General features: G+C 71.7%; 25 protein-coding genes and 1 pseudogene. 9 read left to right on the forward strand and 17 right to left on the reverse strand.

Features of this window, described 5'->3' with window-relative positions; translation table 11 throughout:
• Positions 1-8: 8 nt before the first annotated feature.
• From Vqi01_RS22480 to Vqi01_RS22520, 9 genes are all read right to left on the reverse strand, one after another.
• Entirely contained in the window at positions 9-110 is a 102-nt protein-coding gene (locus Vqi01_RS22480; RefSeq protein WP_007465623.1) for a 30S ribosomal protein bS22, read from the reverse strand.
• A 221-nt stretch (positions 111-331) separates the two neighbouring features.
• Positions 332-541, reverse strand: a complete 210-nt coding sequence (locus Vqi01_RS22485) for a helix-turn-helix domain-containing protein (RefSeq protein WP_091079691.1) — start codon at positions 539-541, stop codon at positions 332-334.
• Positions 542-757: 216 nt separating this feature from the next.
• Entirely contained in the window at positions 758-1942 is a 1185-nt protein-coding gene (locus tag Vqi01_RS22490; protein ID WP_204036822.1) for an ABC transporter permease, read from the reverse strand.
• Positions 1939-2790: an ABC transporter ATP-binding protein gene (locus Vqi01_RS22495; RefSeq protein WP_239098583.1), complete on the reverse strand. Its 852-nt coding sequence runs from the start codon at positions 2788-2790 to the stop codon at positions 1939-1941. Before Vqi01_RS22495 ends, Vqi01_RS22490 begins: the two co-directional genes overlap by 4 nt.
• Before the next feature lie 44 nt (positions 2791-2834).
• A complete protein-coding gene (locus Vqi01_RS22500) occupies positions 2835-4226 on the reverse strand; it encodes an efflux RND transporter periplasmic adaptor subunit (RefSeq protein WP_204036823.1) in 1392 nt (463 codons plus the stop codon).
• Positions 4227-4262: 36 nt separating this feature from the next.
• Positions 4263-5681, reverse strand: coding sequence for a hypothetical protein (locus Vqi01_RS22505; RefSeq protein ID WP_239098580.1), 1419 nt, complete (start codon positions 5679-5681; stop codon positions 4263-4265).
• Positions 5682-5754: 73 nt separating this feature from the next.
• Positions 5755-6339: a TetR/AcrR family transcriptional regulator gene (locus Vqi01_RS22510; RefSeq protein ID WP_204036824.1), complete on the reverse strand. Its 585-nt coding sequence runs from the start codon at positions 6337-6339 to the stop codon at positions 5755-5757.
• The gene (locus Vqi01_RS22515) at positions 6332-7132 is read right to left on the reverse strand and encodes an alpha/beta fold hydrolase (RefSeq protein WP_204036825.1); all 801 of its coding nucleotides are present in this window, start codon (positions 7130-7132) and stop codon (positions 6332-6334) included. The genes Vqi01_RS22510 and Vqi01_RS22515 overlap by 8 nt, the downstream gene beginning before the upstream one ends.
• A gap of 72 nt (positions 7133-7204) precedes the next feature.
• Positions 7205-8125, reverse strand: a complete 921-nt coding sequence (locus Vqi01_RS22520) for a proline dehydrogenase family protein (protein WP_204036826.1) — start codon at positions 8123-8125, stop codon at positions 7205-7207.
• A gap of 90 nt (positions 8126-8215) precedes the next feature.
• On the opposite strand from Vqi01_RS22520, the gene Vqi01_RS22525 reads away from it, so the two are divergent.
• From Vqi01_RS22525 to Vqi01_RS22535, 3 genes are read left to right on the forward strand one after another with little or no spacing between them, the layout of a single operon-like run.
• On the forward strand, positions 8216-8491 hold the full coding sequence (locus Vqi01_RS22525; protein WP_239098581.1) for a hypothetical protein: 276 nt from the start codon (positions 8216-8218) through the stop codon (positions 8489-8491).
• 2 nt (positions 8492-8493) lie between these two features.
• The gene (locus Vqi01_RS22530) at positions 8494-9660 is read left to right on the forward strand and encodes a glutathionylspermidine synthase family protein (RefSeq protein WP_204036827.1); all 1167 of its coding nucleotides are present in this window, start codon (positions 8494-8496) and stop codon (positions 9658-9660) included.
• 19 nt (positions 9661-9679) lie between these two features.
• Positions 9680-10237 (forward strand): CGNR zinc finger domain-containing protein, encoded by a 558-nt coding sequence (locus Vqi01_RS22535; RefSeq protein WP_204036828.1) that lies wholly within the window; start codon positions 9680-9682, stop codon positions 10235-10237.
• A 17-nt stretch (positions 10238-10254) separates the two neighbouring features.
• Here the strand turns inward: Vqi01_RS22535 and Vqi01_RS22540 are convergent, their stop codons facing one another.
• Positions 10255-11061 (reverse strand): sugar phosphate isomerase/epimerase family protein, encoded by an 807-nt coding sequence (locus Vqi01_RS22540; protein ID WP_204036829.1) that lies wholly within the window; start codon positions 11059-11061, stop codon positions 10255-10257.
• A 75-nt stretch (positions 11062-11136) separates the two neighbouring features.
• Complete coding sequence (locus Vqi01_RS22545) at positions 11137-12081, reverse strand: Ppx/GppA phosphatase family protein (protein ID WP_204036830.1); 945 nt, start codon at positions 12079-12081, stop codon at positions 11137-11139.
• 72 nt (positions 12082-12153) lie between these two features.
• On the opposite strand from Vqi01_RS22545, the gene Vqi01_RS22550 reads away from it, so the two are divergent.
• Positions 12154-12963 carry a DUF3109 family protein gene (locus Vqi01_RS22550; protein ID WP_204036831.1) on the forward strand — a complete coding sequence of 270 codons (810 nt, stop codon included), beginning with the start codon at positions 12154-12156 and terminating at the stop codon, positions 12961-12963.
• A gap of 66 nt (positions 12964-13029) precedes the next feature.
• On the opposite strand, the gene Vqi01_RS22555 is transcribed toward Vqi01_RS22550, so the two are convergent.
• Both Vqi01_RS22555 and Vqi01_RS22560 read right to left on the reverse strand, forming a co-directional pair.
• The gene (locus Vqi01_RS22555; protein ID WP_204036832.1) at positions 13030-13713 is read right to left on the reverse strand and encodes a response regulator; all 684 of its coding nucleotides are present in this window, start codon (positions 13711-13713) and stop codon (positions 13030-13032) included.
• A 59-nt stretch (positions 13714-13772) separates the two neighbouring features.
• On the reverse strand, positions 13773-15065 hold the full coding sequence (locus tag Vqi01_RS22560; protein WP_372444402.1) for an ATP-binding protein: 1293 nt from the start codon (positions 15063-15065) through the stop codon (positions 13773-13775).
• A gap of 202 nt (positions 15066-15267) precedes the next feature.
• On the opposite strand from Vqi01_RS22560, the gene phoU reads away from it, so the two are divergent.
• A complete protein-coding gene (gene phoU, locus Vqi01_RS22565; protein WP_204036833.1) occupies positions 15268-15921 on the forward strand; it encodes a phosphate signaling complex protein PhoU in 654 nt (217 codons plus the stop codon).
• Between the two features lie 65 nt (positions 15922-15986).
• Here the strand turns inward: phoU and Vqi01_RS22570 are convergent, their stop codons facing one another.
• Positions 15987-16754, reverse strand: coding sequence for a phosphoglyceromutase (locus Vqi01_RS22570; protein WP_204036834.1), 768 nt, complete (start codon positions 16752-16754; stop codon positions 15987-15989).
• 150 nt (positions 16755-16904) lie between these two features.
• On the opposite strand from Vqi01_RS22570, the gene Vqi01_RS22575 reads away from it, so the two are divergent.
• The gene (locus tag Vqi01_RS22575) at positions 16905-18212 is read left to right on the forward strand and encodes an MDR family MFS transporter (protein ID WP_204036835.1); all 1308 of its coding nucleotides are present in this window, start codon (positions 16905-16907) and stop codon (positions 18210-18212) included.
• 157 nt (positions 18213-18369) lie between these two features.
• Positions 18370-19635, forward strand: coding sequence for an MFS transporter (locus Vqi01_RS22580; protein ID WP_204036845.1), 1266 nt, complete (start codon positions 18370-18372; stop codon positions 19633-19635).
• A gap of 410 nt (positions 19636-20045) precedes the next feature.
• On the opposite strand, the pseudogene Vqi01_RS31805 reads toward Vqi01_RS22580, so the two are convergent.
• From Vqi01_RS31805 to mshA, 3 genes and pseudogenes are all read right to left on the reverse strand, one after another.
• Positions 20046-20645: pseudogene (locus Vqi01_RS31805) on the reverse strand (hypothetical protein); the annotation flags it as partial.
• A 618-nt stretch (positions 20646-21263) separates the two neighbouring features.
• Positions 21264-21821: a type III secretion system chaperone family protein gene (locus tag Vqi01_RS22590; protein WP_204036837.1), complete on the reverse strand. Its 558-nt coding sequence runs from the start codon at positions 21819-21821 to the stop codon at positions 21264-21266.
• Between the two features lie 57 nt (positions 21822-21878).
• Positions 21879-23243 (reverse strand): D-inositol-3-phosphate glycosyltransferase, encoded by a 1365-nt coding sequence (gene mshA, locus Vqi01_RS22595; protein WP_204036838.1) that lies wholly within the window; start codon positions 23241-23243, stop codon positions 21879-21881.
• A gap of 183 nt (positions 23244-23426) precedes the next feature.
• Here mshA and Vqi01_RS22600 point away from each other — a divergent pair, with 183 nt between their 5' ends.
• Complete coding sequence (locus Vqi01_RS22600; RefSeq protein WP_204036839.1) at positions 23427-24191, forward strand: SDR family NAD(P)-dependent oxidoreductase; 765 nt, start codon at positions 23427-23429, stop codon at positions 24189-24191.
• A gap of 4 nt (positions 24192-24195) precedes the next feature.
• Positions 24196-25008, forward strand: a complete 813-nt coding sequence (locus tag Vqi01_RS22605; RefSeq protein ID WP_204036840.1) for a class I SAM-dependent methyltransferase — start codon at positions 24196-24198, stop codon at positions 25006-25008.
• Positions 25009-25033: the final 25 nt, after the last annotated feature.

Consider the following 25033-nt stretch of genomic DNA (forward strand, 5'->3'; position numbering starts at 1 on the left):
GGCCTCCGTCACTTGCCGAGACGGCGACGCTGGACGCGGGTCTTGCGCAGCAGCTTGCGGTGCTTCTTCTTAGCCATGCGCTTGCGGCGCTTCTTGACCACCGAGCCCATACGACAGCCTTTCGATGCAACGTGCGGCGCGACCGGAAGACGCCGTGAACAGTGGCGTCGGCGACCGCTAGCGGACAAACGGATCGGACCGGTGGGGTGGGCGACGGGGCGCACCAGCGGTCACGATCGCCGGTCCAGCGTAGCGGGGCCGCGACAGCGGGACCAACGCGCCCCCGGTCGATGCCCGTTCACCGGGCCTGTCGGGCCGCTTCTGCCCGCCGTCAGGCGGTCTCCTGGAAGGCGCCGCGGAGATACTCGTGCACCGCGTGCTCGGGCACCCGGAACGACCTGCCGACCCGTACGGCGGTCAGCTCACCGCTGTGCACGAGGCGATAGACGGTCATCTTGGAGACCCGCATCACCGTCGCCACCTCCGCGACGGTGAGGAACTTGACATCCGACAGCCGACCGTCGGACTGCGACCCGGCCATGGCTCACCCGACCCATCCCATGCCCGGCGCGTGCCGCCCCACAGGTCCTCCCGCACGGCTGGCGACGCGCGTGTTACCAGTACGGTAGCGGGGCCGCTGTGACCGGCGCGATCCCTTCCTGCAACTGATCATGACCCCGATCCCGGCAGCTCGCGAAAAACCCCTGGTCGGGTGGCTTGCACCCGGTTCCTCAACAACGATCATCTTCGGCCACGGTCACTCGGCGCGCAAGGCGACCACCGGGTCGAGCCGGCCGGCCCGTTGCGCGGGCACCACCCCGAAGACGATCCCCACCGCCGCCGACACGCCGAAGGCCAGCGCCAACGACCACCAGGTCACCGCCGCCGGAATGGGCGAGACTGCCGCCACCAGCAGCGCACCGCCCACACCGAGAGCCATCCCGGCCAATCCGCCGATCGCGGTCAGCAGTACCGCTTCCAGCAGGAACTGCACGCCGATGTCGCGGGGACGGGCGCCGACGGCCTTGCGCAGCCCGATCTCCCTGGTGCGTTCCCGGACCGAGACGAGCATGATGTTGGAGACGCCGACGCCACCGACCAGCAACGAGATGCCTGCGATCGCGGCCAGTACGCCGGTCAGGATGCCGAGGATGTCACCGAGCACGCCGAGGATCTGTTCCTGGGTCACCGCGCTGAACTCGGTACCGGGATGCCGATCGTTCAGCTCCGCCACGATCAGCTCGCCCAGTTCGTCGATGCGTTCCCGGTCCGGCGCCTTCACCGCGATCGCGTCCACCCGCTGCGTGCCGTACAACCGCTGTGCCGCGGTCACCGGTATGTGCACCTCGTCGTCCCGGTCGACACCGAGGCTCTGCCCGAGCGGGGCGAAGACGCCGATCACCCGGAATCGGACGCCCGCGACGTTGATCTGCTGGCCCACCGCCTCCCGGTCGGGAAACAGGATCCGGGCGACCGAGTCGCCGAGGATCGCGACCCGCCGCCCGGTGTCCACATCGGATCGACTCAGGTAGCGGCCCCGGGCCACGTCCCGGGCGAAGACCGACGGGGTGGTCTCCAGCACGCCCTGCACGGTGGTGAAGTCCTGCCGGGTGCCGGCGCGGACGGTGGCACCGGAGGCGACCGTCACCGCGACCCGGCCGGGATCGCCGACCACCCGGCCGACGGCGTCCACGTCCTGCAGGGTCAGCGGGGAGACCGCTGGCGCGGAACCCACGTCGAGCCGCCCCGGCACGACCAGCAGCAGATTGGAGCCGAGCCCTTCGACCTGCTGCTCGACCGTCTGCTTGGTGCCGGTGCCGATGGCCACCAGCAGCACCACCGAGGCGACCCCGATGATCACCCCGAGCATCGTCAGCAGACTCCGCATCCGGTTGGCGCGCAGCGCGTCCGACGCGACCCGCCATGCCTCGGCCAGCCTCACGACCCGCCTCCGCCCTCGACCGGTCCTCCGCCCAGGCCGGGACCGCCACCCGGGCCGGGACCGACGCCCAGGCCGGGACCGACGCCCAGGCCGGGACCGCCACCCGGGCCGGGACCGCCACCCGGGCCGGGACCGCCACCCGGGCCGGGACCGCCGGTCGCCGGATCGGCATCGCTGTCGGCGACGATCACGCCGTCCCGCATCGCGATCCGCCGACGGGCGCGGGCGGCCACCTCCGCGTCGTGGGTGACCATCACCAGCGCCACCCCCGACTCGGCATTGAGCCGTTCCAGTAGTTCGAGCACGGCCGCGCCGGTGGTGCTGTCCAGGTTGCCGGTCGGCTCGTCGGCGAGCAGCACGGTCGGGTCGGTGACCAGGGCGCGGGCGATCGCCACCCGCTGCTGCTCGCCGCCGGAGAGCTGGTTCGGCCGGTGTTCAAGCCGATGGCCCAGGCCGACCCGTTCGAGCATCGCGACAGCGCGCTCGCGCCGCTCCCGGGCGCCCACACCCCGGTACACCAGCGGCAGCGCCACGTTCTCCACCGCTGAGGTGCGCGGCAGCAGGTGGAACGCCTGAAAAACGAAGCCGATGGTCTGATTACGCAACCGCGCCAGTTCGGGCGCGGACAGCCCGCCCACCGCCCGCCCGTCGATCACCAACCGCCCGGCGGTCGGCCGATCGAGTCCGCCGAGCAGGTGCATGAGGGTGGACTTGCCCGACCCGGAGGGTCCGATCAGCGCTACGTAGTCGCCGGCCGAGACGGTCAGCGTCACCCCCCGCAGGGCCGGCACCGACACTCCGTCCAGCTGGTACGTCCGGGACACGTCGACCGCCTCGATGGCGGGCACCCCGCCCGCCGGGCCACCACGAACCGCCGGTCCCGGGCCCCGACTCACCCGACCTCCTGGCCGTCGCGGACCTGGTCGGTGCCGCGGACCACCACCCGGTCCCCCGGCTGCACGCCGTCCACGATCTGCACCAGATCCTGCCCCTGCACGCCGATGGTGACCACCGCGCGGTCGGCCCGACCGTCCCGGACCAGCCAGACCGCGTCCCGCCCGTCCGCCGAGAAGACCGCCGACGCGGGCACGGTCACCGCATCCGCCGCCTCCCGGACCCGCAGCCGCAGCACGGCGTTCATCCCGGGCCGTGGGGTCGGTGCCGGTTCCGCCTCGCCGAACCGACCGGCACCGAGCGCCAGCCGGACGCGGTAGCTGACCCCGCCCCGTGCCGACGTGCTGGGCAGCACGTCGATCGAGCGGACCCTGGCCTCGTAGGTCGCACCGGGCACCGCGTCCAGTTCCACCGTGCCGGTGAGGCCGGCCCGGACCAGCAGCACGTCGGTCTCGTCGACCTCGGCCAGCAGGCCCAGCTCGCCGGTGTCCACCACGGTCAGCACCGGGGTTCCGGCGGTGACCCGGCCACCGACCGGGACGGCCGTGTCCACGCCCGGCGGTGGCCCGGCCGGTGCGCCGCCGAGCACCGCCGGGTCGAGCCCGGCCGGGAGTCCACCCGGCGCGTCGAGCAACCCGGCGAGCGCACTCGCCGAGCCGGCGGTGCTCACACCACCCGGCTGCACCACCCCGGCGATCGGGGCGCGCAGCGTCAGCGCGTCGACCGTCGCTTCGGCCAGGTCGTACGCCTGCTGAGCCTGGAGTCGTTGCGCGGTGGCGAGCGCGCTGACGGCGGAGTTGAGGTTGCGTACGCCGCGCTGCACCTCGCGTACCGCGCGATCGGCCGCCCGTGCGGCGGCGTCGTACTGTCGCCGGGCGGACTCGACCTGTGCGAGCAGTGCCTTGCGCAGCTTGGGGTCGCTGATCTTCTTGGCGGCGGCGCGGGCGGCGGAGTGCGCCTCGGCCGCGGCCCGGTCGGTGCCGCGCAGCGAACCGGCGAGGTCGCCACCGCCACCGCCGCCGGCCCGCTTCGCCGCGTTGAGCGCCGCACGGGCCTGGCGGAGCCGTTCCCGCGCCGTCGGCGAGTGGACCACGGCGAGCACTTGGCCGCGCCGGACCCGCTGGCCCGGCTCGACCCGCAGGCTGGCCAGGGTGCCGTCGGCGGGCGCGGTGAGGGTCGCCGCCGCCCGGGCGGTGACCGTGGCCGGGGCATCGATCTCCTCGGCCACCGGTGCCAGTGTGGCCGAGGCGAGCGCGATCGACGGCTCGTCGGCACCGCAGGAGGCGGCGCTGGTGAGGGTCAGGACGACGACGGCGAACAGGGCGCTGAGGAGGCGGGGCCGCATGGCGGCGGCCGGCCGTGGCGAATCGAGGCGGCGCACCCGGCCCATGCTACGAGCCGGCGTCGATCCGACCGCTGCACGCCGTCACTCGACGGCGCGGCGGAGGTGCTTGGCGCAGTCGGCGTGCAGCTTGGCCCAGGGCTTGCCGAAGATCTCCTCGGAAACCTGCCTCGGCACGCGCAGGTCGTGCACCACCGCCTTGACGAAGGCGTGCACCTTCTGTTCACCGAAGCGGTTCAGGAGATACCGGACGGCGAGGTACGCGGCGCCGTAGCTGCCGATCGCCTCCTCGGTCGAGGCGTCCTCGGCAGGCAGCAGATCGTCCAGTTTGCCGTTCCAGTCGCCCTTGACGAACTTGCGGGTGGGAATGAGCCCGTCGTACCGGGCGACCGACGCGCCATCGGCCCCCGCGTGCTCGGCCAGCCCCTCGATCAGCCACCAGGCCGAATTGTCCCAGTAGTCGTTCTCGGGGAGCGAGGCGGCGTGCGCCAGCTCGTGCCGGAGCATCACGTCGAGATAGCCGCTGTCGTTGAAGCTGTCCGGCCCGAGCACCACGTCGTGGTGGCCGCCGCCGACGTTGACGGCGTACCCGGCGCCCCACTCCGGCTGGTCGCCGCCGTACCAGCGCTTCCACTCCTTCGGGCCGGCGTAGAAGATCCGGTACCGCTCGGGCACCGCGCCGTCCACGACGTACCCGTCGGCCACCTTCGCCGCCGCCTCGGCCCGCTTCAACAGGCCCGGCAGCCGGTCACGGTACGCCGGCGTGGTGCCCACGATCGTGCGCTTGCCCACCGCGACCACCAACTTGCTGACCTCCCAGGGCAGGGTACCGGCCTGCGCTCGGACCCGGCCGCCCACCTGCGGAGTGGACGTCGACTTCTCCAGCTTGAGCAGCCGGGGGTCCGTCCCGTCCCGCCACAAGGTGTTGACCAGCAATGGGCTGGGCCGGCAGTCCGGCTCCACGAAGCAGTAGTGGAACTCCACCGACAACCGCCACTCACCGGCATTGCCGGCCGGCGTGGGCAGGCCGTTCGGGCGACCCTCCCAGCGGGTCACCCGCAGCTCCCGGAGCCCGGCGAACCGGCGCCGCAGTTCACTGTGGATTTTGCGGTCCGCGACCGCCAGGAATCCGGTCCGGTCGCCGGCGAGCAGCGCCGCGGACTGCCGCTCCAACTGCGCGGTGATCCGTTCAGCGACCTGCCGGGCGGCGAGGGTGGTCGGGTTCTCGGTTGGCGCCGCGGCCTCGGCCGGCGTCTCGACGTCGGCATCGTGGACCAGCAGCAGCGCCGCCGGCACTGCGCCGGCCAGCAGCAACACGACCACGACCGGCACCGCCCACCGCCACCAGCGCCGTCGCGCCGGTTCCGGCGCGGTGGCCAACTGGCCCGGCTCACCAAGCGGCGGGCTCGACGCGGTGCCCAGCGGGCCCGACGCCGCGCTGACCGGACTTGGCACGGCAGGCACCGGCGGAGCGTCGCCGGCCTCGGGGGTCCCGTGGGTCACGCCGGGAAGCGTACGTTCCTCACACCACCAGGCGACGGCCGGTCACCGGTCGGCTGGAAGCACGACCGAGCGCTCACCGGGCCCGGGGCCCGGTGGACGGCCAGGAGCGCAACGCGATGTCGAGGGCGGCGATCATCTGGTCGAACGAGCGGTCGACCTCACGGGGCAGGCCGAAGCCACCGGTCGCCTCCAGCGAGACGAAGCCGTGCACGGCGGCGCGGAACATCCGGACGGCGTCCACGGCGGCTGCACCGTCGATCCCGTAGCCCTGGAGGATGGCGTAGACGACGCCCACCGCGCGCTCGCCCGCAGCCAGGTGCTCCGGGTCGGCCGGATCCGGCACCCGTTGGCTGGTCGGGTAGCGGCCGGGATGCCGACGGGCGTACGACCGGTAGGCGACGGCCACGGCGCGCAGCGCGTCGGCGCCGCTGCGACCGGCGGCGGCGGTCATCATCTCGTCGGCGATCTCGGCGGTGGCCAGCGCGGAAAGCTTCTGCGCGAGCGCGTCGGCGCCCTTGATGTGCTTGTAGAGGCTGGGCAACGCGACGCCGAGCCGGCTGGCGAGGGCGGCCAGGGTCAGCTTCTCGTACCCGACCTCGTCGGCGAGTTGAGCCGCCGCGCGCACCACGACCTGTGGATTGAGCCCGGCCCTAGCCACGGTCGATCACCGCGAGGAAGTCGACCAACTCGGCCGCCATCGCCTCCGGCCGGTCGGCGTGCGGATAGTGCCCGGCGTCGGTGACCATCCGTGCCTCGGCGACCTGGAAGAGCCGCCGGGCGGCCCGGGCCTCGGCCGCGGGGTCGGGGAAGTCGGGGTCCTTCGTGCCCATCAACACCAGCACCGGCCGCCGCACCTGCGGGGCCCGCGCCGTCCAGTGCGGCTCGGCCGGGGCGATCACGCCCCGCACCGGCGCCATCCGGCCCGGTCGCCGGAGCGCGGCCACCAGATCTCTGCGGTACGCCGCGTCGTCGGCCGGCCGGTGCATCGGGAAGAGGGTGCGGTGGAACATCCCGAACAGTCGCGGACTGCGGACCACCGCCGCCACGGCGAGGCGCATGAACGGGTTGAGTTTCGGCTGTGCGACGAACGCGCCGACCAGCACGATGCCGTTGACCAGCTCCGGCGCGTCGGTGGCGGCGAAGACCACCGCCGCGGCGCTGGACGAGTTGCCGACCAGGGTGGCCGGCCCGCCACCGAGGTCACGCACCACTGCCAGCAGGTCGCCGCCCACCTCGGCCGGGGCGTACGTCGGCCACCCGACGCTGGAGTCGCCGTGCCCCCGGACATCGACCGAGGCCACCCGGTAGCCCGCCGCGACCAGCAGCGGAACGAGGTGCCGGTAGGAGTGGCGGTTCTCCCCCATGCCGTGCGAGAGGACCACCAGCGGCCCCTGCCCGTGCACCTCGTATGTGATTCGGCCGCCGCCACGCTCAACAAAGCTATCAGCCATAGCCAAAAGGCTAAAGCCATTAGCCAAATGAGTCAAGCGACTACCGCCAGTCATCCCCGGTGGGTCGCCGGGCTATTTCCGTGACGCCACCGCGCGGGCGAAGAAAGCGAGGTTGGCGGGGCGCTCGGCGAGGCGGCGCATCAGATAGCCGTACCAGTCGTCGCCGTACGGGACGTAGGTGCGCACGGTGTAGCCCTCGCCGACCAGCCGGGCCTGCTCCTCCGGCCGGATGCCGTAGAGCATCTGGAACTCGAAGCGGTCGGCACCGCGATCGAACCAGCGCGCCCGGTCCTCGCCGATGGCGATCAGGCGCGGGTCGTGGGTGGCCAGCATCGGGTAGCCGTCACCGGACATCAGGATGTTCAGGCAGCGGACGTAGGACTTGTCCACCTCGCGGGCCGCCTGGTAGGCCACCGATTCCGGTTCGGAATACGCCCCCTTGCACAGCCGCACCCGGGAGCCGGCCACAGCCAGGTCGCGGCAGTCCGACTCGGTACGCCGCAGGTACGCCTGCAGCACCGCCCCCGTCGACGGGAAGTCCTTGCGCAGCTTGGTAAGGATGTCCAGGGTCGAGTCGGTGGTGGTGTGGTCCTCCATGTCCAGGGTGACCGTGGTGCCCGCGGCGTCGGCCGCGGCGCAGATCGCCCGGGCGTTGTCATAGGCGAGCTGCTCGTCGAAGCTCTGGCCGAGCGCGGAGAGCTTGACGCTCACCTCGGCGGCCGGTGTCAGTCCCGCCTCGGCGAGCATCCCCAGCAGCGTCACGTACTCGTCACGGGTGGCGGTGGCCTGCGCAGGGGTGACGGTGTCCTCGCCGAGGTTGTCCAGGGTGACAGCGCGACCGTCCCCGACGAGTTCGCGGGTCACGCGCAACGCGTCGGCGCTCTGCGCGCCGGCGACGAACCGGCGCACGACATCCCGGGAGAACGGGGCCGTCTCGACGAGCCGCTCGATCCGGGATGACCGGGAGGCGGCGAGAATGACGGTACGGAGCATGAGCCGAGCGTAACGCCCGCCCGGCCCCCGAGGCGCGTCCACCGCAGTCCGCCTCTTACACACATGGCGTCGATCGGCTACAACGATGGCGTGGAACGACACCCCCGCCGTCGGCTGCGGTCGGCCTCCGTGCAGCTCGGCGCACTCACCGCGCTGGCCCTCGCGCTTTCCGGCTGCAACATGACCTCGGACGACGACGATGACGACTGCGCCCTCAGCCCGACCGGTGGGGGCGACACAGTGGCCCTGGCCATGCGGGTCCAGGCACCCGTGGCTGATTCGACCGGCCGATCCGTGGCGGAATCCGACGCGACCGTGCCCGAGCGGGGCGGGTTCGGCACCCATCTCGCCTCCTGCGGCGGCTGACGGTGCGTCGCGAGCCGGTCGACCCGCGTCCGGAGTGGGACGCCACCATCCGGGCCCAGGGTCTGGTGTACGTCGACACCGAACTGCCCGACGGCGGGGTGATGTCGTACTGGGACGAGACCGCCGCGTACGCATTCGACCTGGACGAGGTGCTGCGGCTGGAGGAGGCCACCGAGGAACTGCACCGGATGTCGGTGACCGCTGCCGCGCATGTGGTGGCACGCAACCGGTACGCCGAGTTCGGCATCCCCGGCTGGGCGGCCGAGGCCGTCGCCCGATCGCTGCGGGAGGCGCCGCCCACCCTCTACGGCCGCTTCGATCTCTGGTACGACGGCAGTTGGCCCCCGAAGCTGCTGGAATACAACGCGGACACCCCGACCGCGCTGGTCGAGGCGAGCATCATCCAGTGGTACTGGCTGGAACACACCCGCCCCGAACTGGATCAGTGGAACAGCCTGCACGAGCGGCTCGTCGCCGCCTGGGCGAAGATCGGCGCCGGCCTGCACGACCGGCGGGTGCACGTGGTCTGGTCGAACGAGGAGGAGACCGGCGAGGACCACATGACCGCCGGCTACCTGGCGGAGACCGCCCGCCAGGCCGGGCTGGACGTGGAGTTGCTGCCGATCCAGGAGATCGGCTGGGACGGCCGGCGCTTCGTCGACGCCGCCGACACCCCGATCACCACCTGCTTCAAGCTGTATCCCTGGGAGTGGATGCTCACCGAGCCGTACGGGCCGCTGGCGCTGGCGCCTGGCACGCCGACCACCTGGATCGAGCCGGCCTGGAAACTGCTGCTGTCCAACAAGGCGCTGCTGGCGGTGCTCTGGGAGCTGTACCCGGGACACGAACTGCTGCTGCCGGCCTACCTCGACTCGCCGCGCGGGATGCTCGAGTACGTCGCGAAGCCGCTGCTCGGCCGAGAGGGTGCCGCGGTAAGCATCATCACCGCCGACGGCGAGATCACCAATCCGGGCGACTACGGCGACGAAGGATTCTGCTACCAGGAATTCCGGGCGTTGCCCGAGTTCGCCGGCAACCGCCTGGTGCTCGGCAGTTGGATCGTCGACGGCGAGTCGGCGGGTGCTGGGCTACGGGAGAGCGCGAGCCTGATCACTGATGCTTACGCCCGGTTCCTGCCGCATTACATCGACGCGCCGCGCGCCGGTTGAGTCGTCTACCTTTGAAGGCGTGAACTTCGACGCGTACGCCCGGACCGGGGTTGACCTCGTCAACGCCCGGCTGGACGGCCTCGACGACCTGCGGGCCATTTTCTCCGACGAGAACGCGTGGATGCGCGACGAGGTGGTGGAACGGGACCTGGTCACCTTCCGGCGAGCGCAGAAGCGGTTGCGTGACGTCTTCGAATATGGCACCTCCGGCCGCGACGGCCAGGCGGTGGCCGAGCTGAACTCGCTGCTCGAGGCGTTTCCGGTGCAGCCTCGCATCCTGGGGCACGATTCCAGCGACTGGCACATGCACGTCACCAGCCGGGGCGCCTCGGTGAGTTCGGAATTCCTGGCCGGCGCGGTCTGGGGGCTTTCGGTCTGGCTCTGCGAGTACGGCAGCGCCCGGTTCGGGGTCTGCGCGGACGGCCGCTGCGGCAACGTGTACCTGGACACCTCGTCCAACTGCTGCCGGCGGTTCTGCTCCGAGCGCTGTGCCACCCGCTCACACGTGGCCGCCCACCGGGCCCGCAAGCGGGCCGCCGTCCCGGCGCAGACCGACCCGCTGACGCCCGTCTCCTGACCCGACCGCCCAGGCCGTCAGGCGTCGACCGGGGACGGAGTGTTGAGGTGCTGGCGGGCGAAGGCCAGCGCCTCCCGCAGGTCCGCCTCGCGGGTCTGCCGGCTCTTCGCGCCCCGGGTGGTCACCTCCACCGCCACTGAGCCGGTGAAGCCCCGCCCGGCCAGCGACCGCAGCAGCTCGGCGCAGGGCTGGCTGCCGCGGCCGGGCACCAGGTGCTCGTCCCGCCCCTCACCGGTGCCGTCGCCGAGGTGCACGTGCGCCAGGCCGTCGCCCATCCGGTCGGCCATCGCCAGTGCGTCGGTGTGTGCGGCGGCGCAGTGCGACAGGTCCAGCGTGTAGGAGGGGTAGCCGGTCTCGGTCGGATCCCAGCCGGGGGCGTACGGCACGAACTGCCGGCCGGCCATCCGCACCGGGTACATGTTCTCCACCGCGAGCCGCAGCCCGCCGAACTCGCCGGCGATCTTGTCCAGCCCGTCGGCGAAGTTGCGCGCGTAGTCCCGCTGCCAGGTGAACGGCGGATGCACCACCACGGTCGGCGCCTCGAGCGTCTCGGCCAGCACGGCAGCGCGGCGCAGCCGCTCCCACGGGTCCGGGCTCCAGACCCGCTGGGTCACCAGCAGACAGGGCGCGTGCACGGAGAGCACCGGCACGCCGTAGTGGTCGGCCAGCCCGCGCAGCGCACCGGCGTCCTGGCTGACGGCGTCGGTCCACACCATCACCTCGAGCCCGTCGTAGCCGAGCGCTGCGGCCAGCTGAAACGCCGCCGCGGTCCGCTCCGGGAAGAGCGAGGAGGTGGACAGGAGCACCGGGACGCGGGAAGTCACACCACCGAGGGTAGCCGCCGCCGATTGAGGCATCATGACGAGAACGGGCAGATCGGACTACGGGGACGACGGGCGTCACACCGACGCCAGCCGATCCAACCGACTGAGGATGACACCCTCGCGCAGCGCCCATGGACAGATGTCCACCGAGTCGACCCCGAGACGGCGCATCACCGCCTCGGCGACGACGGCACCGGCCAGCAGTTGGTGGGCGCGTCCGACGCTCACCCCCTCCAGCTCGACCAGCTGCGCCGGCGGGATGTGGCGGATGAAGCCGAGCACCTGCCGCAGCCCCGAGGCGGTCAACTCGCGCCGGGCCCGGGGCCCGGCGCTGCTGGGGGCCGCCCCGGCGAGCCGGGCCAGTGTGCGGAACGCCTTGGAGGTGGCCACCGGAAGGTCCCAGCCCACCTCGGTGATCCGTTTCACCACGGGGTCGAGCCGGGCATCGACGTACTCGCGCAGCTCGTGCACCGCCTCCGCCCGGGGTGGGCTGGTGTCCTGCGGCCCGACGCCGAGCCGGTCTCGGGTGAGCCGGCCGACGCCAAGCGGAAGCGACACCGCGACGTCGGGGTCCTCGTCGATGCCCGCCGCGATCTCCAGCGAGCCGCCGCCGATGTCCAGCACCAGTAGCCGGCCCGCCGACCAGCCGAACCAGCGCCGGACCGCGAGGAAGGTCATCCGCGCCTCGTCCGCGCCGGCGAGCATCTCCAGGCGTACGCCGCTGGCGTCACGGACCCGGGCCAGCACCTCGCCGGCGTTGGTGGCGTCGCGTACCGCGGAGGTGGCGAAGGCGAGCAGATCGTCGACCCCCAGGGCGGTGGCCGAGGCACGGGCCGCGCGGACCGCCTCGACCAGAGCGTCCGCGCCGGCCTCACGGAGCGCGCCGTCCGGGCCGACCTGCTCGGCGAGCCGCAGCACCATTTTCTCCGAGTGCGTCGGCCACGGGTGCGCTCCCCGGTGGGCGTCGACCACCAGCAGATGCACCGTGTTCGAGCCGACGTCGAGGACACCCAGTCGCATGGGCAGAACACTAGGCCAACCGTTCGCGGCACTCGCCGACCTGCCCGCCGCACCCCGCGTACGCTGGGCCGGGTGACAGGGCAGATCGAACTCCGCGTGCTGGTGGACGACCCGACGGACCCGCGGAGCCGGGAGGTGCCGTTGGACTTCCCCCGGGAGTGGATCGAATTCGTCGACCCGGCGGACGAACGGCACGTGGTCCGGGCCGACCTGACCTGGCTGCTGTCCCGTTGGACCTGCGTCTTCGGTCGGGGCTGCCACGGCATCATCGCCGGGCGGGCCGCCGACGGCTGCTGTTCGCACGGCGCGTTCTTCACCGACTCGGACGACGAGAAGCGGGTGCGGGCGGCAGTGAAGCGGCTGACCCCGGAGACCTGGCAGCACTTCCGTCGCGGCTTCAAGAACTGGACCGACAACGACACGGTGGACGGCAAGACGCCGGCACGTCGTACCGCGACCCGGGATTCGGACGGGCCGTGCGTCTTCCTCAACGACGCGGACTTTCCGGGCGGAAGCGGCTGCGCGCTGCACGCCCAGGCACTGCGCGACGGAGTCCACCCGCTGGAGTACAAGCCGGACGTGTGCTGGCAGTTGCCGATCCGCCGGGACCAGGAGTGGGTGAAGCGACCCGACAACACCAAGGTGCTGGTCTCCACGCTGGCCGAGTTCGACCGGCGGGGCTGGGGCGCCGGCGGGCACGACCTCGACTGGTGGTGCACCTCGTCCACGGACGCGCACGTCGGCGCCGAACCGATGTACCTGTCGTACGCCCCGGAGCTGACCGCGCTCGTCGGCGAGGCCGCGTACGCCAAGCTGGCCGAGCTGTGCGCCACGCGACTGCGGCAGGGCCTGGTCGCCCCCCATCCCGCCGACCCGCTCTAACCGACGCCGGGTGATGAGATTTCGGAATCGCTGCGGAAACTTTTTGAGTCGATTCTTTCCCGAGGATCAGGGCTCGAACTTGTAGCCGAGGCCGCGCACCGTGACGATGTGGCGCGGGGTGGACGGCTCCGGCTCGATCTTCGAGCGCAGGCGCTTGACGTGCACGTCCAGCGTCTTGGTGTCGCCCACGTAGTCGGCGCCCCAGACCCGGTCTATCAGCTGCCCACGGGTGAGCACCCGGCCGGCGTTGCGCAGCAGCAGCTCCAGCAGTTCGAACTCCTTGAGCGGCAGTTGCACCGCGGCGCCGTCGACGGTCACCACGTGCCGCTCGATGTCCATCCGGACCGGCCCGGCGGCCAGCGTCGGCCCCCCCGCCTCGGCCGCCTCGGTGCTCCGTCGGCGGAGCACCGCGCGTATCCTGGCCACCAGTTCCCGAGGAGAATACGGCTTGGTGACGTAGTCGTCGGCGCCGATCTCCAGGCCAACCACCTTGTCGATCTCGCTGTCCCGTGCGGTGACCATGATGATCGGCACGTGTGAGCGCTGCCGCAGCTGTCGGCACACCTCGGTGCCCGACATTTCGGGCAGCATCAGGTCGAGCAGGACGATGTCGGCACCGGTCCGGTCGAACTCGGTGAGAGCCGACGTGCCCGTGGCGGCCACGGACACCTCGAACCCCTCCTTTCGGAGCATGTACGACAGGGCGTCGGAGAACGACTCCTCGTCCTCGACCACCAGAACCCGGCTCAACGGCTTTTCCTTTCCATCCGTGTCAGACCGGGCGGAGCCCGGCCGGACCCATCGGCCGCTCAGACCGGGTACAACCCGGCCGGACCGGCCTCGATCCCACCCGACGGCAGTGTCGCCAGCAGGTCGTCCGGAGGACGAGCGGGCAGCCGCAGGGTGAACGTCGACCCCCCACCAAGCGTGCTCGTCACATCCACCCGTCCGCCATGGTTGCTGGCGATGTGCTTGACGATCGCCAGACCGAGCCCGGTGCCACCGGTTGCCCGGGAGCGGGCCTGGTCGGCCCGGTAGAACCGCTCGAAGATCCGGTCCACCTCGCCGGGGGCGATGCCGATGCCCTGGTCGGTGACGGCGATCTCGACGTGCTCCTCGGCGCTGCGGGCGGTGACGCGCACCGTGGTCTCCACGCCCGAGTAGTTGATGGCGTTCTCCACCAGGTTAGCCACGGCGGTGGCCAACTGGCTGTCGCTGCCGTAGACGGTCAGTCCCCGCTCGGCTTCGACCGTCACGTCGATGCGCCTTGCGGCGGCGGCGGTCCGGGTGCGGTCCACCACCTCGGAGATCACCCAGTCCACCGCGACCGGCTCGGGGGCGGGTTGCGGCTCGGCGCCCTGGAGTCGGGTCAGTTCCAGCAACTCCTGCACCAGCCGCCCCAGCCGGGTCGACTCGTGCTGGATCCGCTCGGCGAAGCGCCGCGCCGCGACCAGGTCCCCAGAGAGCTCCGGTCGCTCCTCGTCGGTCGGCCCGGTGGCGTCGAGCAGCGCCTCGGCGAGCAGTTGCAGCGCGCCGATCGGCGTTTTCAGCTCGTGGCTGACGTTGGCCACGAAGTCGCGGCGGACCCGGGCCAGCCGGTGCGCCTCGGTCACGTCGACCGCCTCCACCGCGATGAACCCGCTGCCCAGTCCCATCGCCCGCAGGTGCACACCGAGCGGGTTCTCCCCGATACTGTCGCGGCCCCGGGGCAGGTCGAGCTGGATCTCGCGGCGCACTCCGGTGCGCCGCACCTGCCCGGCCAGCGTACGCACCAGCGGATGCGCGATGATCGAACCCGGCCGGCCCCCGGTACGCAGCAGTCCCATCGCCCGCGCCGCCGGGTTGACGAGCACCGGCACATCCTCGGCGTCGAGCACCACGACTCCGGCCCTTAACGAGTCGATCGCGCGGCGACCGATCCCGCTCTGCACATCCTCGGCGATCGTCTTCCTCCCCTTACCGAACCGAAAACCTGCCCGCCCGATCGCCCTGGAACCGCCGCCCGGCCGGTCCGCCGCCGGAATGACCCGCGACAGCCACAGGCCAGCGACCAGCCCGGCCACCACAGCCGCGACCACACCACCCGTCACCGCCCACGTCACGCGGCGATCGTAGGGTCATTGTTCACCGGGCTACCGGGCAGACCAGGACGAAGCACCCTCACTTCCGGGAAAGTTCACCTTTCCGTCCGGCGCAGTTCACCGGCGTTCACCTACGGTCCTTCCCCGGCCTCTAGCTTGTCCGGCGCACCCCCGTGACAGCCCCGCCGGCCCAACGCCGGCACCGACCGACAGGACGTGAGGTATGCGCGACGAGTTCCGGGCCGAATTCCGGGCCGAGCTCCAGGCCGTCAGCCAGCTGCTGGTGGAAATGGCCGAAGGCGTACGGGGGGCGCTGCGGCAGGCCACCCGGGCTCTGCTCACCGCCGACCGCCGGGCGGCCGAGGCGGTGATCGAGGGGGACGCCGAGATCGACGAATGCTACCGGCAGGTGGAGGAGCGGGTCTGCGAGGTGCTCGCCCGGCAGGCGCCGGTCGCCTCCGACCTGCGCGCCATGATCACCGCGCTGCACGTCGCCGCCGACCTGGAACGGATGGGTGACCTGGCCAACCACGTGGCCAAGACCGCACTGCGCCGGCATCCGTCGCCCGCCGTTCCGGCGGAGCTGCGGCCGGTCTTCACCGACATGGCGGCGATCGCCGACCGGATGGCCGAGAAGATCGCCTCGGTACTGGCCCACCCGGATGCAGACATCGCTGCGGAGCTGGACAGCGACGACGACGCGATGGACGATCTGCACCGGGGCCTGTTCGGGGTGCTGCTCGGCGCGGACTGGCCGTACGGGGTGGAGACCGCCATCGACGCCACCCTGCTCGGCCGCTTCTACGAGCGGTTCGCCGACCACGCGGTGAACAGCGGCGAGCACGTCGTCTACCTGATCACCGGCGAACCGGTGTAAGGAAGGGCCCCCTGTTAACGCCTGGTGTATAGCAGGGGGCCCCTTTTAACGAACTGCCCGGAGGATCAGCGCCCCTGGTTGGCCACCGCGGCGGCAGCCTCCTTGGCCGCCTCCGCGTCCAGGTAGGTGCCGCCCAGAGTCTGCGGACGCAGCAGCGGGTCAAGGTCGTAGCGCAGCGGGATCCCAGTGGGGATGTTGAGCTTCGCGATCGCCTCGTCGCTGATCTGGTCCAGGTGCTTGACCAACGCGCGCAGCGAGTTGCCGTGCGCCGCCACCAGCACGGTCCGGCCCGCCAGGACGTCCGGCACGATCGAGTCGTACCAGTACGGCAGCATCCGCTCGACAACGTCCTTGAGGCATTCCGTACGCGGCATCAGCTCGGTCGGCAGCAGCGCGTACCGCGGGTCGCCCACCTGGGACCACTCGTCGTCGTCCGCGATCGGCGGGGGCGGCGTGTCGTACGAGCGGCGCCAGAGCATGAACTGCTCCTCGCCGTACTCGTCAAGGGTTTGCTTCTTGTTCTTGCCCTGCAGGGCGCCGTAGTGGCGCTCGTTGAGTCGCCACGACCGGCGTACCGCGATCCAGTGCCGGTCCGCGGCATTCAGCGCCAGCTCGGCGGTACGAATGGCGCGACGCATCACGCTGGTGTGCACCACGTCCGGCAGCAGGTTGTGCTCGCGCAGCAGCTCGCCGCCGCGGCGCGCCTCGTTCTCCCCCTTCTCGGTCAGGTCCACATCGACCCAGCCGGTGAAGAGGTTCTTGGCGTTCCAGTCGCTCTCGCCGTGCCGCAGCAGGACCAGCGTCCCGACGGTGGGTCCCTCGCTAGCTGTCATGCCGATCATCCTGCCGCAAGCCGGTGTCAGACGCGCGGGAAGGGTCGTGACGACCACCACGTGGAAAACGAGATGACCACCGCTCCGACCCAAGATTAGGTTGTAAGGAACAGCAACAAGATCAGTCATTACGGAAACGGGGGCGCCGGCGTGCGCGCGATGCGGGGTTGGTTCCGGGACACCACAGGCGGTCTACCGAAAACCTTCTGGTATCTCTGGACCGGCACCCTGATCAACCGGCTCGGCTCGTTCGTCCTCATCTTTCTCGCCATCTACCTGACTCAGGTGCGCGGCTTCTCCGCCACCCAGGCCGGCCTGGTGCTCGGCCTGTGGGGAGCGGGCGGCGCGGTCGGCACCACCATCGGCGGTACGCTGGCCGACCGCTGGGGAAGGCGCCCGACCCTACTCACGGCTCACCTCGGCGGGGCGGCCATGATGCTCGCCCTCGGCTTCGCCCGCGATCTGTGGGCGGTCGCCGTCGGTGCCCTGCTACTCGGCCTCTTCGCCGAGGCGGCCCGTCCCGCGTTCGGCGCGATGATGATCGACGTGGTGCCCGAGCGGGACCGGTTGCGTGCCTTCTCGCTCAACTACTGGGCGATCAACCTCGGCTTCGCCTGCGCGGCGGTGCTCGCCGGCTTCGCCGCCCAGGCCGACTATCTTCTGCTCTTCGTGGTCAACGCGTCCACCACGCTGGTCACCGCACTGATCATCTTCGTCAAGGTCCGGGAAACCCGGGCGGTCACCACCGCCGCGCGGCACGACGCCGCACCGACCGGAGCGCTGCGCGCCATCCTGTCCGACCGGGTGTACCTGGGATTCGTGGCCCTGAACCTGCTCGGCGCGCTGGTCTTCCTCCAGCACATCTCGATGCTGCCGATCGCGATGGCCGACTCGAACCTGAGCCCCGCCACGTACGGTTCGGTGATCGCCCTCAACGGCGTCCTGATCGTGGTCGGCCAACTGTTCGTGCCCCGGCTCATCCGGGGCCGCAGCCGCTCCCACGTGCTCGCCCTGGCCTCGGTGGTGATGGGCGTCGGCTTCGGGCTGACCGCGTTCGCCGACGTCGCCTGGTTCTATGGGCTGACCGTGCTGATCTGGACGATCGGCGAGATGCTCAACTCCCCGTCCAACGCCACCCTCATCGCGGAACTCTCTCCCGGTGAGCTGCGCGGCCGTTACCAGGGCGTCTTCTCGCTCTCCTGGCAGCTGGCCGGCGCTATCGCACCGATCCTCGGCGGGCTGGTACGCGAGCAGGCCGGCAACGTCGCCCTCTGGCTCGGCTGCGCCGCGATCGGGGCGTTGATGGCGGTGGGCCACCTGCTCTCCGGACCGGCTCGGGAACGGCGGGCACTGGCGCTGCGTACGGCCGGAGCAGCACCGGCGGTGACGGTCCAGTCGCCCGCGCCTGCGCCGGCCGCGCCCCAGGCCGCCGAGCCGGTCGCCACCACCCGCAGCTAGGCAGGCGCGACGCATGCCAACCCCGGCGCTTCGAAGCCTGGCCACTACGGCAAGATCTGTTAGGTAACCGAACAGATCAGGAGGTCCGGTGCGGCCCGAAGCACCGCCCCATCAGCCCACTGCCGCGCCGCTCCCGCGCCGAGGGCCCGCTGCGGCCCTGCACCGCGGGCTGGCCGACACGGCGGGCGGCTTACCCTCCGTCTTCTGGTACCTCTGGGCCGGCCTGCTGATCAACCGGGCCGGGGCGTTCGCGATACTCTTCCTGCCGCTCTACCTGACCGCCGTCCGGGGTGCCAGCGAGTCCCTGGCCGGGGTGGTCATCGGGGCCTTCGGTGCAGGTGGAGCGGCCGGCGTACTGCTCGGCGGGGTTTTGGCCGACCGATGGGGACGCCGCGCCACGCTGGTGGCGGCGCACCTGGCCTCCGCCGTACTGATGGTCGCGCTGGCCCTCAGCCAGCACCTCGGCGTGATCGCGGCGCTCGCGCTGCTGGTCGGGGTCACACACGCGATGCCGAGCCCGGCCTTCGTCGCGGCCATCGTCGACGTGGTACCCGAATCGCGCCGCTCCCGCGCCTTCAACCTCCAGTTCTGGGCGTTCAACCTCGGCATGGCGGTGGCCTCGCTGCTGGCCGGTCTGCTGGCGGAGGCGAGCTACCTCGCGCTCTTCCTGGTGGACGCGGCCGCCACGCTGGCCACCGCCGCACTCATCGCATGGAAGGTGCCCGAGACGATCAGGCACGCGCCAGGGTCCACGGTCACCGGCTCGCGCCGACCGGGATTGCACACGGCGCTGACCGATCGCCACTTCATGGTCTTCGTCGGGCTGACCTTCATCCTGGCCGTACTGACCACGCAGACATCGACGATCATGCCGCTGGCGATGCGCGCCGACGGGCTGGGACCATCGGCGTACGGGACGGTCATGGCGTTGGGCGGGGTCCTGATCGTCTTGGGGCAACTCTTCGTGCCCCGGCTCATCGACCGCCACCGCAAAGCGCACGTGCTCGCCGTCTCGACCGCACTGCTCGCGATCGGCTTCGGGGCCCTTGCCATCGCCGATGTGCTCGCCCTCTACCTGGGCGCCTGCGTGGTCTGGACGGTCGGCTCGATGCTGGCCGCGCCACCCAACGCACAGATCAACGCGGAGCTGGCGCCGCCCGCCCTGCGGGCCCGCTACCAGTCGGTGTTCTACCTGGCCTTCCCGGCCGCCTCGTTCGTCGCGCCCACGCTCGGCGGACTCAGCCTGCAACAGTGGGGCGATGTCCACTGGCTGATCGTCGGCGGGGTGGGGCTGCTGGCCGCTGGCGGCCACCTGCTCGCCGGCCCGTCCCGGGAACGGCGCGTGTCGGCCCTGCGATCATCGGCGGGCCCGGAGGCCGTCGAGCCCACGTCGACCGGCGACGGCCGTCGCGCGAGCGTTTGACTGGGTGGACGGCTGGGTCGCCCGCCGGCTGCGGCAGGTCAGTCGAACGCACGGCCGCACGCTCGCCCTCGGCGAGGATCAACGTGATGTGCCCGGCACGTCGTACGACCGGCGGCGGCGGGCGAAGCTCACCCCCGTAAGCAACGCCCGCTCGCGCCGCCGGTCCAAACAGGTGGCCCACCGTCCCCCAACGGTTCGGTCCACCCGTCCCCACGCCACCCGGGCACGGATCTGAATCGATCCACCGCTCCCCCGAACGGTTCCGAGCGAACGTGGTGCAATAAAGCTAGTTGGCCCCTGGGCAGCGATTCAACCTGGATGGCTGTCTCGCCGGTCACAGCGGCGGTCGCGCCTCACGGGGCCCACGTGAGGACCAACATCCGATACCCCCCGTCCATTCCCGCAAACGCTCACGCGTCTTCCCGATCGGGTGATTCGGTCCGGAAGAAGTTGCTCTGCCGGCCGTCCCGCATCTGCTCCTGATAGATCAGGTTCAGCCGCCGCAGATCGAACGTGTGGAACCACTCGTCCCAGGTGATCTCCCGGATGCGACTGCTCTCCCGGTAACCCGGGATGTTGAACGTCAGCACGCCGGCCCGGCCGTCCCGCTCAGTGCCGCTGATCGTCGCCGGCTTGGCGCCCCGCTCTCGGGCCCATCGCGCAATGACGTCGTGATTGGTGGTTACCAGGCTGCGGCCAGGACGTTCCGGCCGGTCCTGAAGCGAGGAGATCACCTGCGACGACCGGGTCGATCGAGCAGTCGATTTGCCGGTACGCACCCCGCTGCCACGAGCCGGTGCCGCCTTCGCCGCTCCACGAGCCGGTGCCGCCTTCGCCGGACCGCGTGCCGCGCCACCGGACTTGCGGGCGGTCGCGCTTCCCGCCGTACGCGTCGTCGTCGACTTGCGGGCCGCGGTGCTCTTCGTGGCAGCCTTCCGCGGGGCGGCCTTCTTCGCCCCGGCGGCAGTGGCCTTCTGCGCGGTGCTCTTCTGCGCGGCGGTCGTGGTCTTCGGGGCCGCGGTCGTCTTCCGCGCGGCGGTGGTCGTGGCCTTCCGGGCGGTCGCCGTCCCACGCGCGGTGCCGGCCGTCTTCCGGGCGGCGGTGGTCGCCTTCCGGGCGGTGCCGGCCGTCGCTTTCCGGCCCGTCCCGGCCCGGTTCGCCGGAGCCGCCTTCGCCCGACCGGGGGCGGTACGGGCCGACGCCGCCTGCCGGGCGCCGGAGGCCTTGGTGGCGCCGGCACGGCCGGCCGGTCCACTGCTCCGGCGGGCTGCCCCGCCCGACCGAAGCGTCTTTGCCAGGGTCTTCACCAGCTCCGGTTTACGAAGGGCGGAGATGCCGGAGACCCCGTACCGGCGCAGCTGGCTGCGGATGTCGTCCACCCGCATCCGGGCGATCTCCGTTTCGGAGATCCGTGGCGTGTTCGGGGTCTTGTTGCCGCCCTGCCGCTTGGTTCCGGTCGCGGGCCCGCCGCGACCCGAGCTGTTTCGCTGAGCCATGAACGCTCACGCTCCTCGGCACTCAGTCTCGGCGCGGCGGGTCCCAACGCCGCACCGCGCGGTGCGGGTTACCCAACGAGACCGGTCTGAACCACCCTCCGGGGCCTGGGTCAGGCTGATTCGCGCCGTCGATCAGGACTGACCCGCACCCCTGTCCGCCGACGGGTCCGTATCGGAGGGTTCGAAGAGATGTGCGAACGCCGCGAGGTTCGCGGTGGATTCACCCCGCTTGACCCGCCACTCCCACTCCCGTCGGATCGAGCTGCCGAAGCCGATTTCCAGCATCGTGTCGAAGGATTCGTCGGCATAGGTCAGCACCGCGCCGAGCAGCCGGTCCAGCTCGTCCGCGTCGACCCCGGCCGGGTTGACCCGGCCGGTGAGGTAGACATCGCCGACGGCGTCGATGGAGAAGGACACGGCGTACATCCGGGCGTTGCGCTGCAAGAGCCAGGCCCAGAGCTCCTCGCGTCGTTCGTCCGGCTGGCGCATCACGAACGCTTCGATCCGCAGCGCGTGCTCGCCCACGATCAGGTGGCAGATCGTCTTGAGCTTGTGCGTGCCGGGCAGAGTGACCGCGTACGACCCCGGGCCGGTGGATTCGCAGGCGAGCTCCCGCTCGGCGCAGACCGACTCGATCAAGGCCCCAAGGTCACTCACCCGATCAACTCTACGACCGCCGTCGCCGGCCATGGCAAGGGTGCGTGCACCAGCGAGCGTTAACAAGGGGCCCCTGCTATACACCAGGCGTTAACAGGGGGCCCTTCCTTTCACCAAGTTGGCGAGCTCGGTGGTGAGGCGGGCACGGTGGGCGGCTACTGCCTCGCCGTAGACGGCGAGCAGGCCCTCGGCGGTGCGGTGCCAGGAAAAGTTGCGGGCGTGCCGGGCGGCACCGACGGACAACTCAGCCCGGCGGGCCCGGTCGGGCAGCAGGCGAGCCAGCGCCGCCGCCCAGTCGCCCGGGTCATGGCCGCGCACCAGCACTCCGCTGACCTGGTCCCGGACGGCGGTCACCAGGCCGCCGACGGCAGCGGCCACCACGGGCGTGCCGCAGGCCTGTGCCTCCAGCGCGACCAGCCCGAAGGACTCGTTGTGCGACGGCACCGCGACCAGGTCGGCCGCTTGGTACAGCATGGGCAGTTCGGCGCCGGTCCGGGGCGGCAGGAAGTGCACCCGGTCAGTGATCCCGAGCGAGGCGGCCAGCTCGATCAGGGCGGTGGGCCGGTCCAACCCGCTGCCGCTGGGGCCACCGCAGATCACCACCGCCACGTCGTTGGCCAGCGCGGGATCCCGCTCGCGCAGTGCGGCGAGCGCGCGGACCAACACATCCGGTGCCTTCAGCGGCTGGATCCGGCCGACGAAGGCCACCAGGTATCCGCCGACGGGCAGGCCCAGCCGGGCGCGGGCAGCAGCCGTGGCAGCGGCCCGGTCGCCGCCAGCGGGACGGAAGCGTTCGAGGTCCACCCCCGGCTCGACCACCGCCACCCGGGCCGGGTCGGCGTCGTACCGGTCGATCAGGTCCCGCGCCTCGACCCGCGTGTTCGCCACCAGCCAGTCGGCCTCGGCGACCACCTGTTCCTCGCCGATCACCCGGGCTTTGGGTTCCGGCCGATCGCCAAGGGCGAGCCGGGCGTTCTTCACCTTGGCCAGGGTGTGCGCGGTGTGCACCAGCGGCACCCCCCAGCGCTCCTTGGCCAGCCAGCCGACCTGGCCGGAGAGCCAGTAGTGGGAGTGGATCAGGTCGTAGTGGCCCGGGGGTCGGGCCGCCTCGGCGCGCAGTACCCCGGCGGTGAAGGCGCAGAGCTGGCCGGGGAGTTCCTCCTTGGTCAGCCCTTCGAGCGGGCCGGCCATCACGTGCCGGACGTGCACGCCGGGAGTGACCTCCACCAATGGTGGCAGGTCACCCGAGGTGGCGCGGGTGAAGATCTCCACCTCGACGTTCGCCTCGGCCAGTCGCCGGGCGACCTCCAGGATGTAGACGTTCATGCCGCCCGCGTCCCCGGTGCCCGGCTGGTGCAGCGGTGAAGTGTGCACCGAGAGCGTCGCGATCCGCCGTGGTCGCGGCCACGGAAGGGAACCCCGCTGACGACCGACACCGGTGTGCTTTTCCGCCACGTCCGCTCCCTTTGTCACGGTTGATGCCGTCTCGCACGACCGGCGCGCTCCTGGGACAACCTCCACGCCGGATCACATCTTCCCGATCGGCCGTGGGAAATGCCTGGGTCGATCGTCCGGGCGTGACGGACCTCATTCCGCGTGCGGTCCCGACGTCCGGGCAGCGGAGGCGAGAATGGCCGGATGAGTCGTGTCGCCATCGTCACCGGTGCCTCCAGCGGAATCGGTGCCGCCACCGCCCGACGGCTCGCTGCCGAGGGCTTCCATGTGCTGGCCGCGGCCCGGCGTGCGGACCGGCTGGCCGCGCTGGTCGCCGAAATCGCCACTGACGGTGGCGCCGCCACGGCGGTCGCCTGCGACGTCACCTCGGACGAGTCGGTGGCGGCACTCGCGCAGGCCGCTGCGCTGGCGCCCGGGCCGGTGACCCTGCTGGTCAACAACGCCGGTGGCGCACGCGGGCTGGACCCGGTGGAGTCCGGCGCGATCGGCGACTGGCAGTGGATGTACGACGTCAACGTGCTCGGCACGCTGCGGGTCACCCAGGCGTTGCTGCCCGCGCTGGAATCCTCCGGCGCCGGCACCGTCGTCATCGTCTCGTCCACCGCCGGCTTCACCGTGTACGAGGGCGGGGGCGGCTACACCGCCGCCAAGCACGCGCAGACCGCGATCGCCGGCACGCTGCGCCTGGAGCTGTGCGGACGCCCGGTCCGGGTGATCGAAATCGACCCGGGCATGGTGAAGACCGACGAGTTCTCGCTGGTCCGCTTCGGCGGCGACGCCGACCGGGCCGAGTCCGTCTACGCGGGGGTCACCGAGCCGCTGGTCGCCGAGGACGTGGCCGACTGCATCGCCTGGTGCGCGACGCGTCCGCAACACGTGAACGTGGACCGGCTGGTGGTCCGCCCACTGGCCCAGGCCGCTCAGCACAAGGTGCACCGGACCAGCTGAGGCGATGTCGCGACCTGCCCGGCCGATCGGTACGCCGACCCGGGGCACCACCGGTCCCAACCGGCTGCGCCGGATGGACAACTGGATCGTCGAGAACTGCGCCGATGCGCTGTTGGCTGCGGCGGACCCGCTGGTGATCGACCTCGGCTACGGCGCGACTCCGGTGACCGCGGTGGAACTACGCGCCCGGCTCGCCGCGCGGGTCCGCGCCGACGTGCGGGTGGTCGGGCTGGAGCTCGATCCGGTACGCGTAGCCGCCGCCCAGCCCGCCGCCGACCCGCCCGGTCTGATCTTCGCCCGGGGCGGGTTCGAGCTGGCCAGCCTGCGCCCGGCCCTGGTCCGCGCGGCCAACGTGCTGCGCCAGTACGACGAGAGCGAGGTGGCCGGCGCCTGGGCCACGCTCACCGGGCAACTGGCCCCCGGCGGGCTGCTCGTCGAGGGCACCTGCGACGAGTTGGGTCGGCTCGGCGCCTGGGTGCTGCTCGACGCCGACGGTCCCCGCTCGCTGACCCTGGCCGCTCGGCTGTCCACCCTGCGGAGCCCGGCCGAGTTGGCCGAGCGCCTGCCCAAGGTGCTGATCCACCGCAACGTTCCCGGCGAACGCGTACACGACCTGATCCACGCTCTGGACGACGCCTGGCGGTCCGCCGCCGGCTACGCCACCTTCGGCCCTCGCCAGCGTTGGCTGCACACCGTGGCCGCCATCCGCACCCAGGGCTGGCCCATCCTGGACCGCCCTCGCCGCTGGTGCCTCGGGGAACTGACCATTCCCTGGCCCGCCATCGCCCCACACCGCCCACGCCACCCAGCCGATTGATCATGAATGTTTTCGGAAAGCGCTT

This window comes from Micromonospora qiuiae, from assembly GCF_016863555.1.
Classification (GTDB): domain Bacteria; phylum Actinomycetota; class Actinomycetes; order Mycobacteriales; family Micromonosporaceae; genus Micromonospora; species Micromonospora qiuiae.

Bases quoted from the DNA above. Each gene is read 5' to 3' on its own strand.
- Vqi01_RS22500 (WP_204036823.1), bottom strand. From the start codon at position 4,226: ATGGGCCGGGTGCGCCGCCTCGATTCGCCACGGCCGGCCGCCGCCATG.
- Vqi01_RS22605 (WP_204036840.1), top strand. From the start codon at position 24,196: ATGTCGCGACCTGCCCGGCCGATCGGTACGCCGACCCGGGGCACCACC.
- Vqi01_RS22485 (WP_091079691.1), bottom strand. From the start codon at position 541: ATGGCCGGGTCGCAGTCCGACGGTCGGCTGTCGGATGTCAAGTTCCTC.
- Vqi01_RS22545 (WP_204036830.1), bottom strand. From the start codon at position 12,081: ATGCGACTGGGTGTCCTCGACGTCGGCTCGAACACGGTGCATCTGCTG.
- Vqi01_RS22515 (WP_204036825.1), bottom strand. From the start codon at position 7,132: ATGGCTGATAGCTTTGTTGAGCGTGGCGGCGGCCGAATCACATACGAG.
- Vqi01_RS22570 (WP_204036834.1), bottom strand. From the start codon at position 16,754: ATGACAGCTAGCGAGGGACCCACCGTCGGGACGCTGGTCCTGCTGCGG.
- Vqi01_RS22590 (WP_204036837.1), bottom strand. From the start codon at position 21,821: ATGGCCGGCGACGGCGGTCGTAGAGTTGATCGGGTGAGTGACCTTGGG.
- Vqi01_RS22480 (WP_007465623.1), bottom strand. From the start codon at position 110: ATGGGCTCGGTGGTCAAGAAGCGCCGCAAGCGCATGGCTAAGAAGAAG.
- Vqi01_RS22600 (WP_204036839.1), top strand. From the start codon at position 23,427: ATGAGTCGTGTCGCCATCGTCACCGGTGCCTCCAGCGGAATCGGTGCC.
- Vqi01_RS22520 (WP_204036826.1), bottom strand. From the start codon at position 8,125: ATGCTCCGTACCGTCATTCTCGCCGCCTCCCGGTCATCCCGGATCGAG.
- phoU (WP_204036833.1), top strand. From the start codon at position 15,268: ATGCGCGACGAGTTCCGGGCCGAATTCCGGGCCGAGCTCCAGGCCGTC.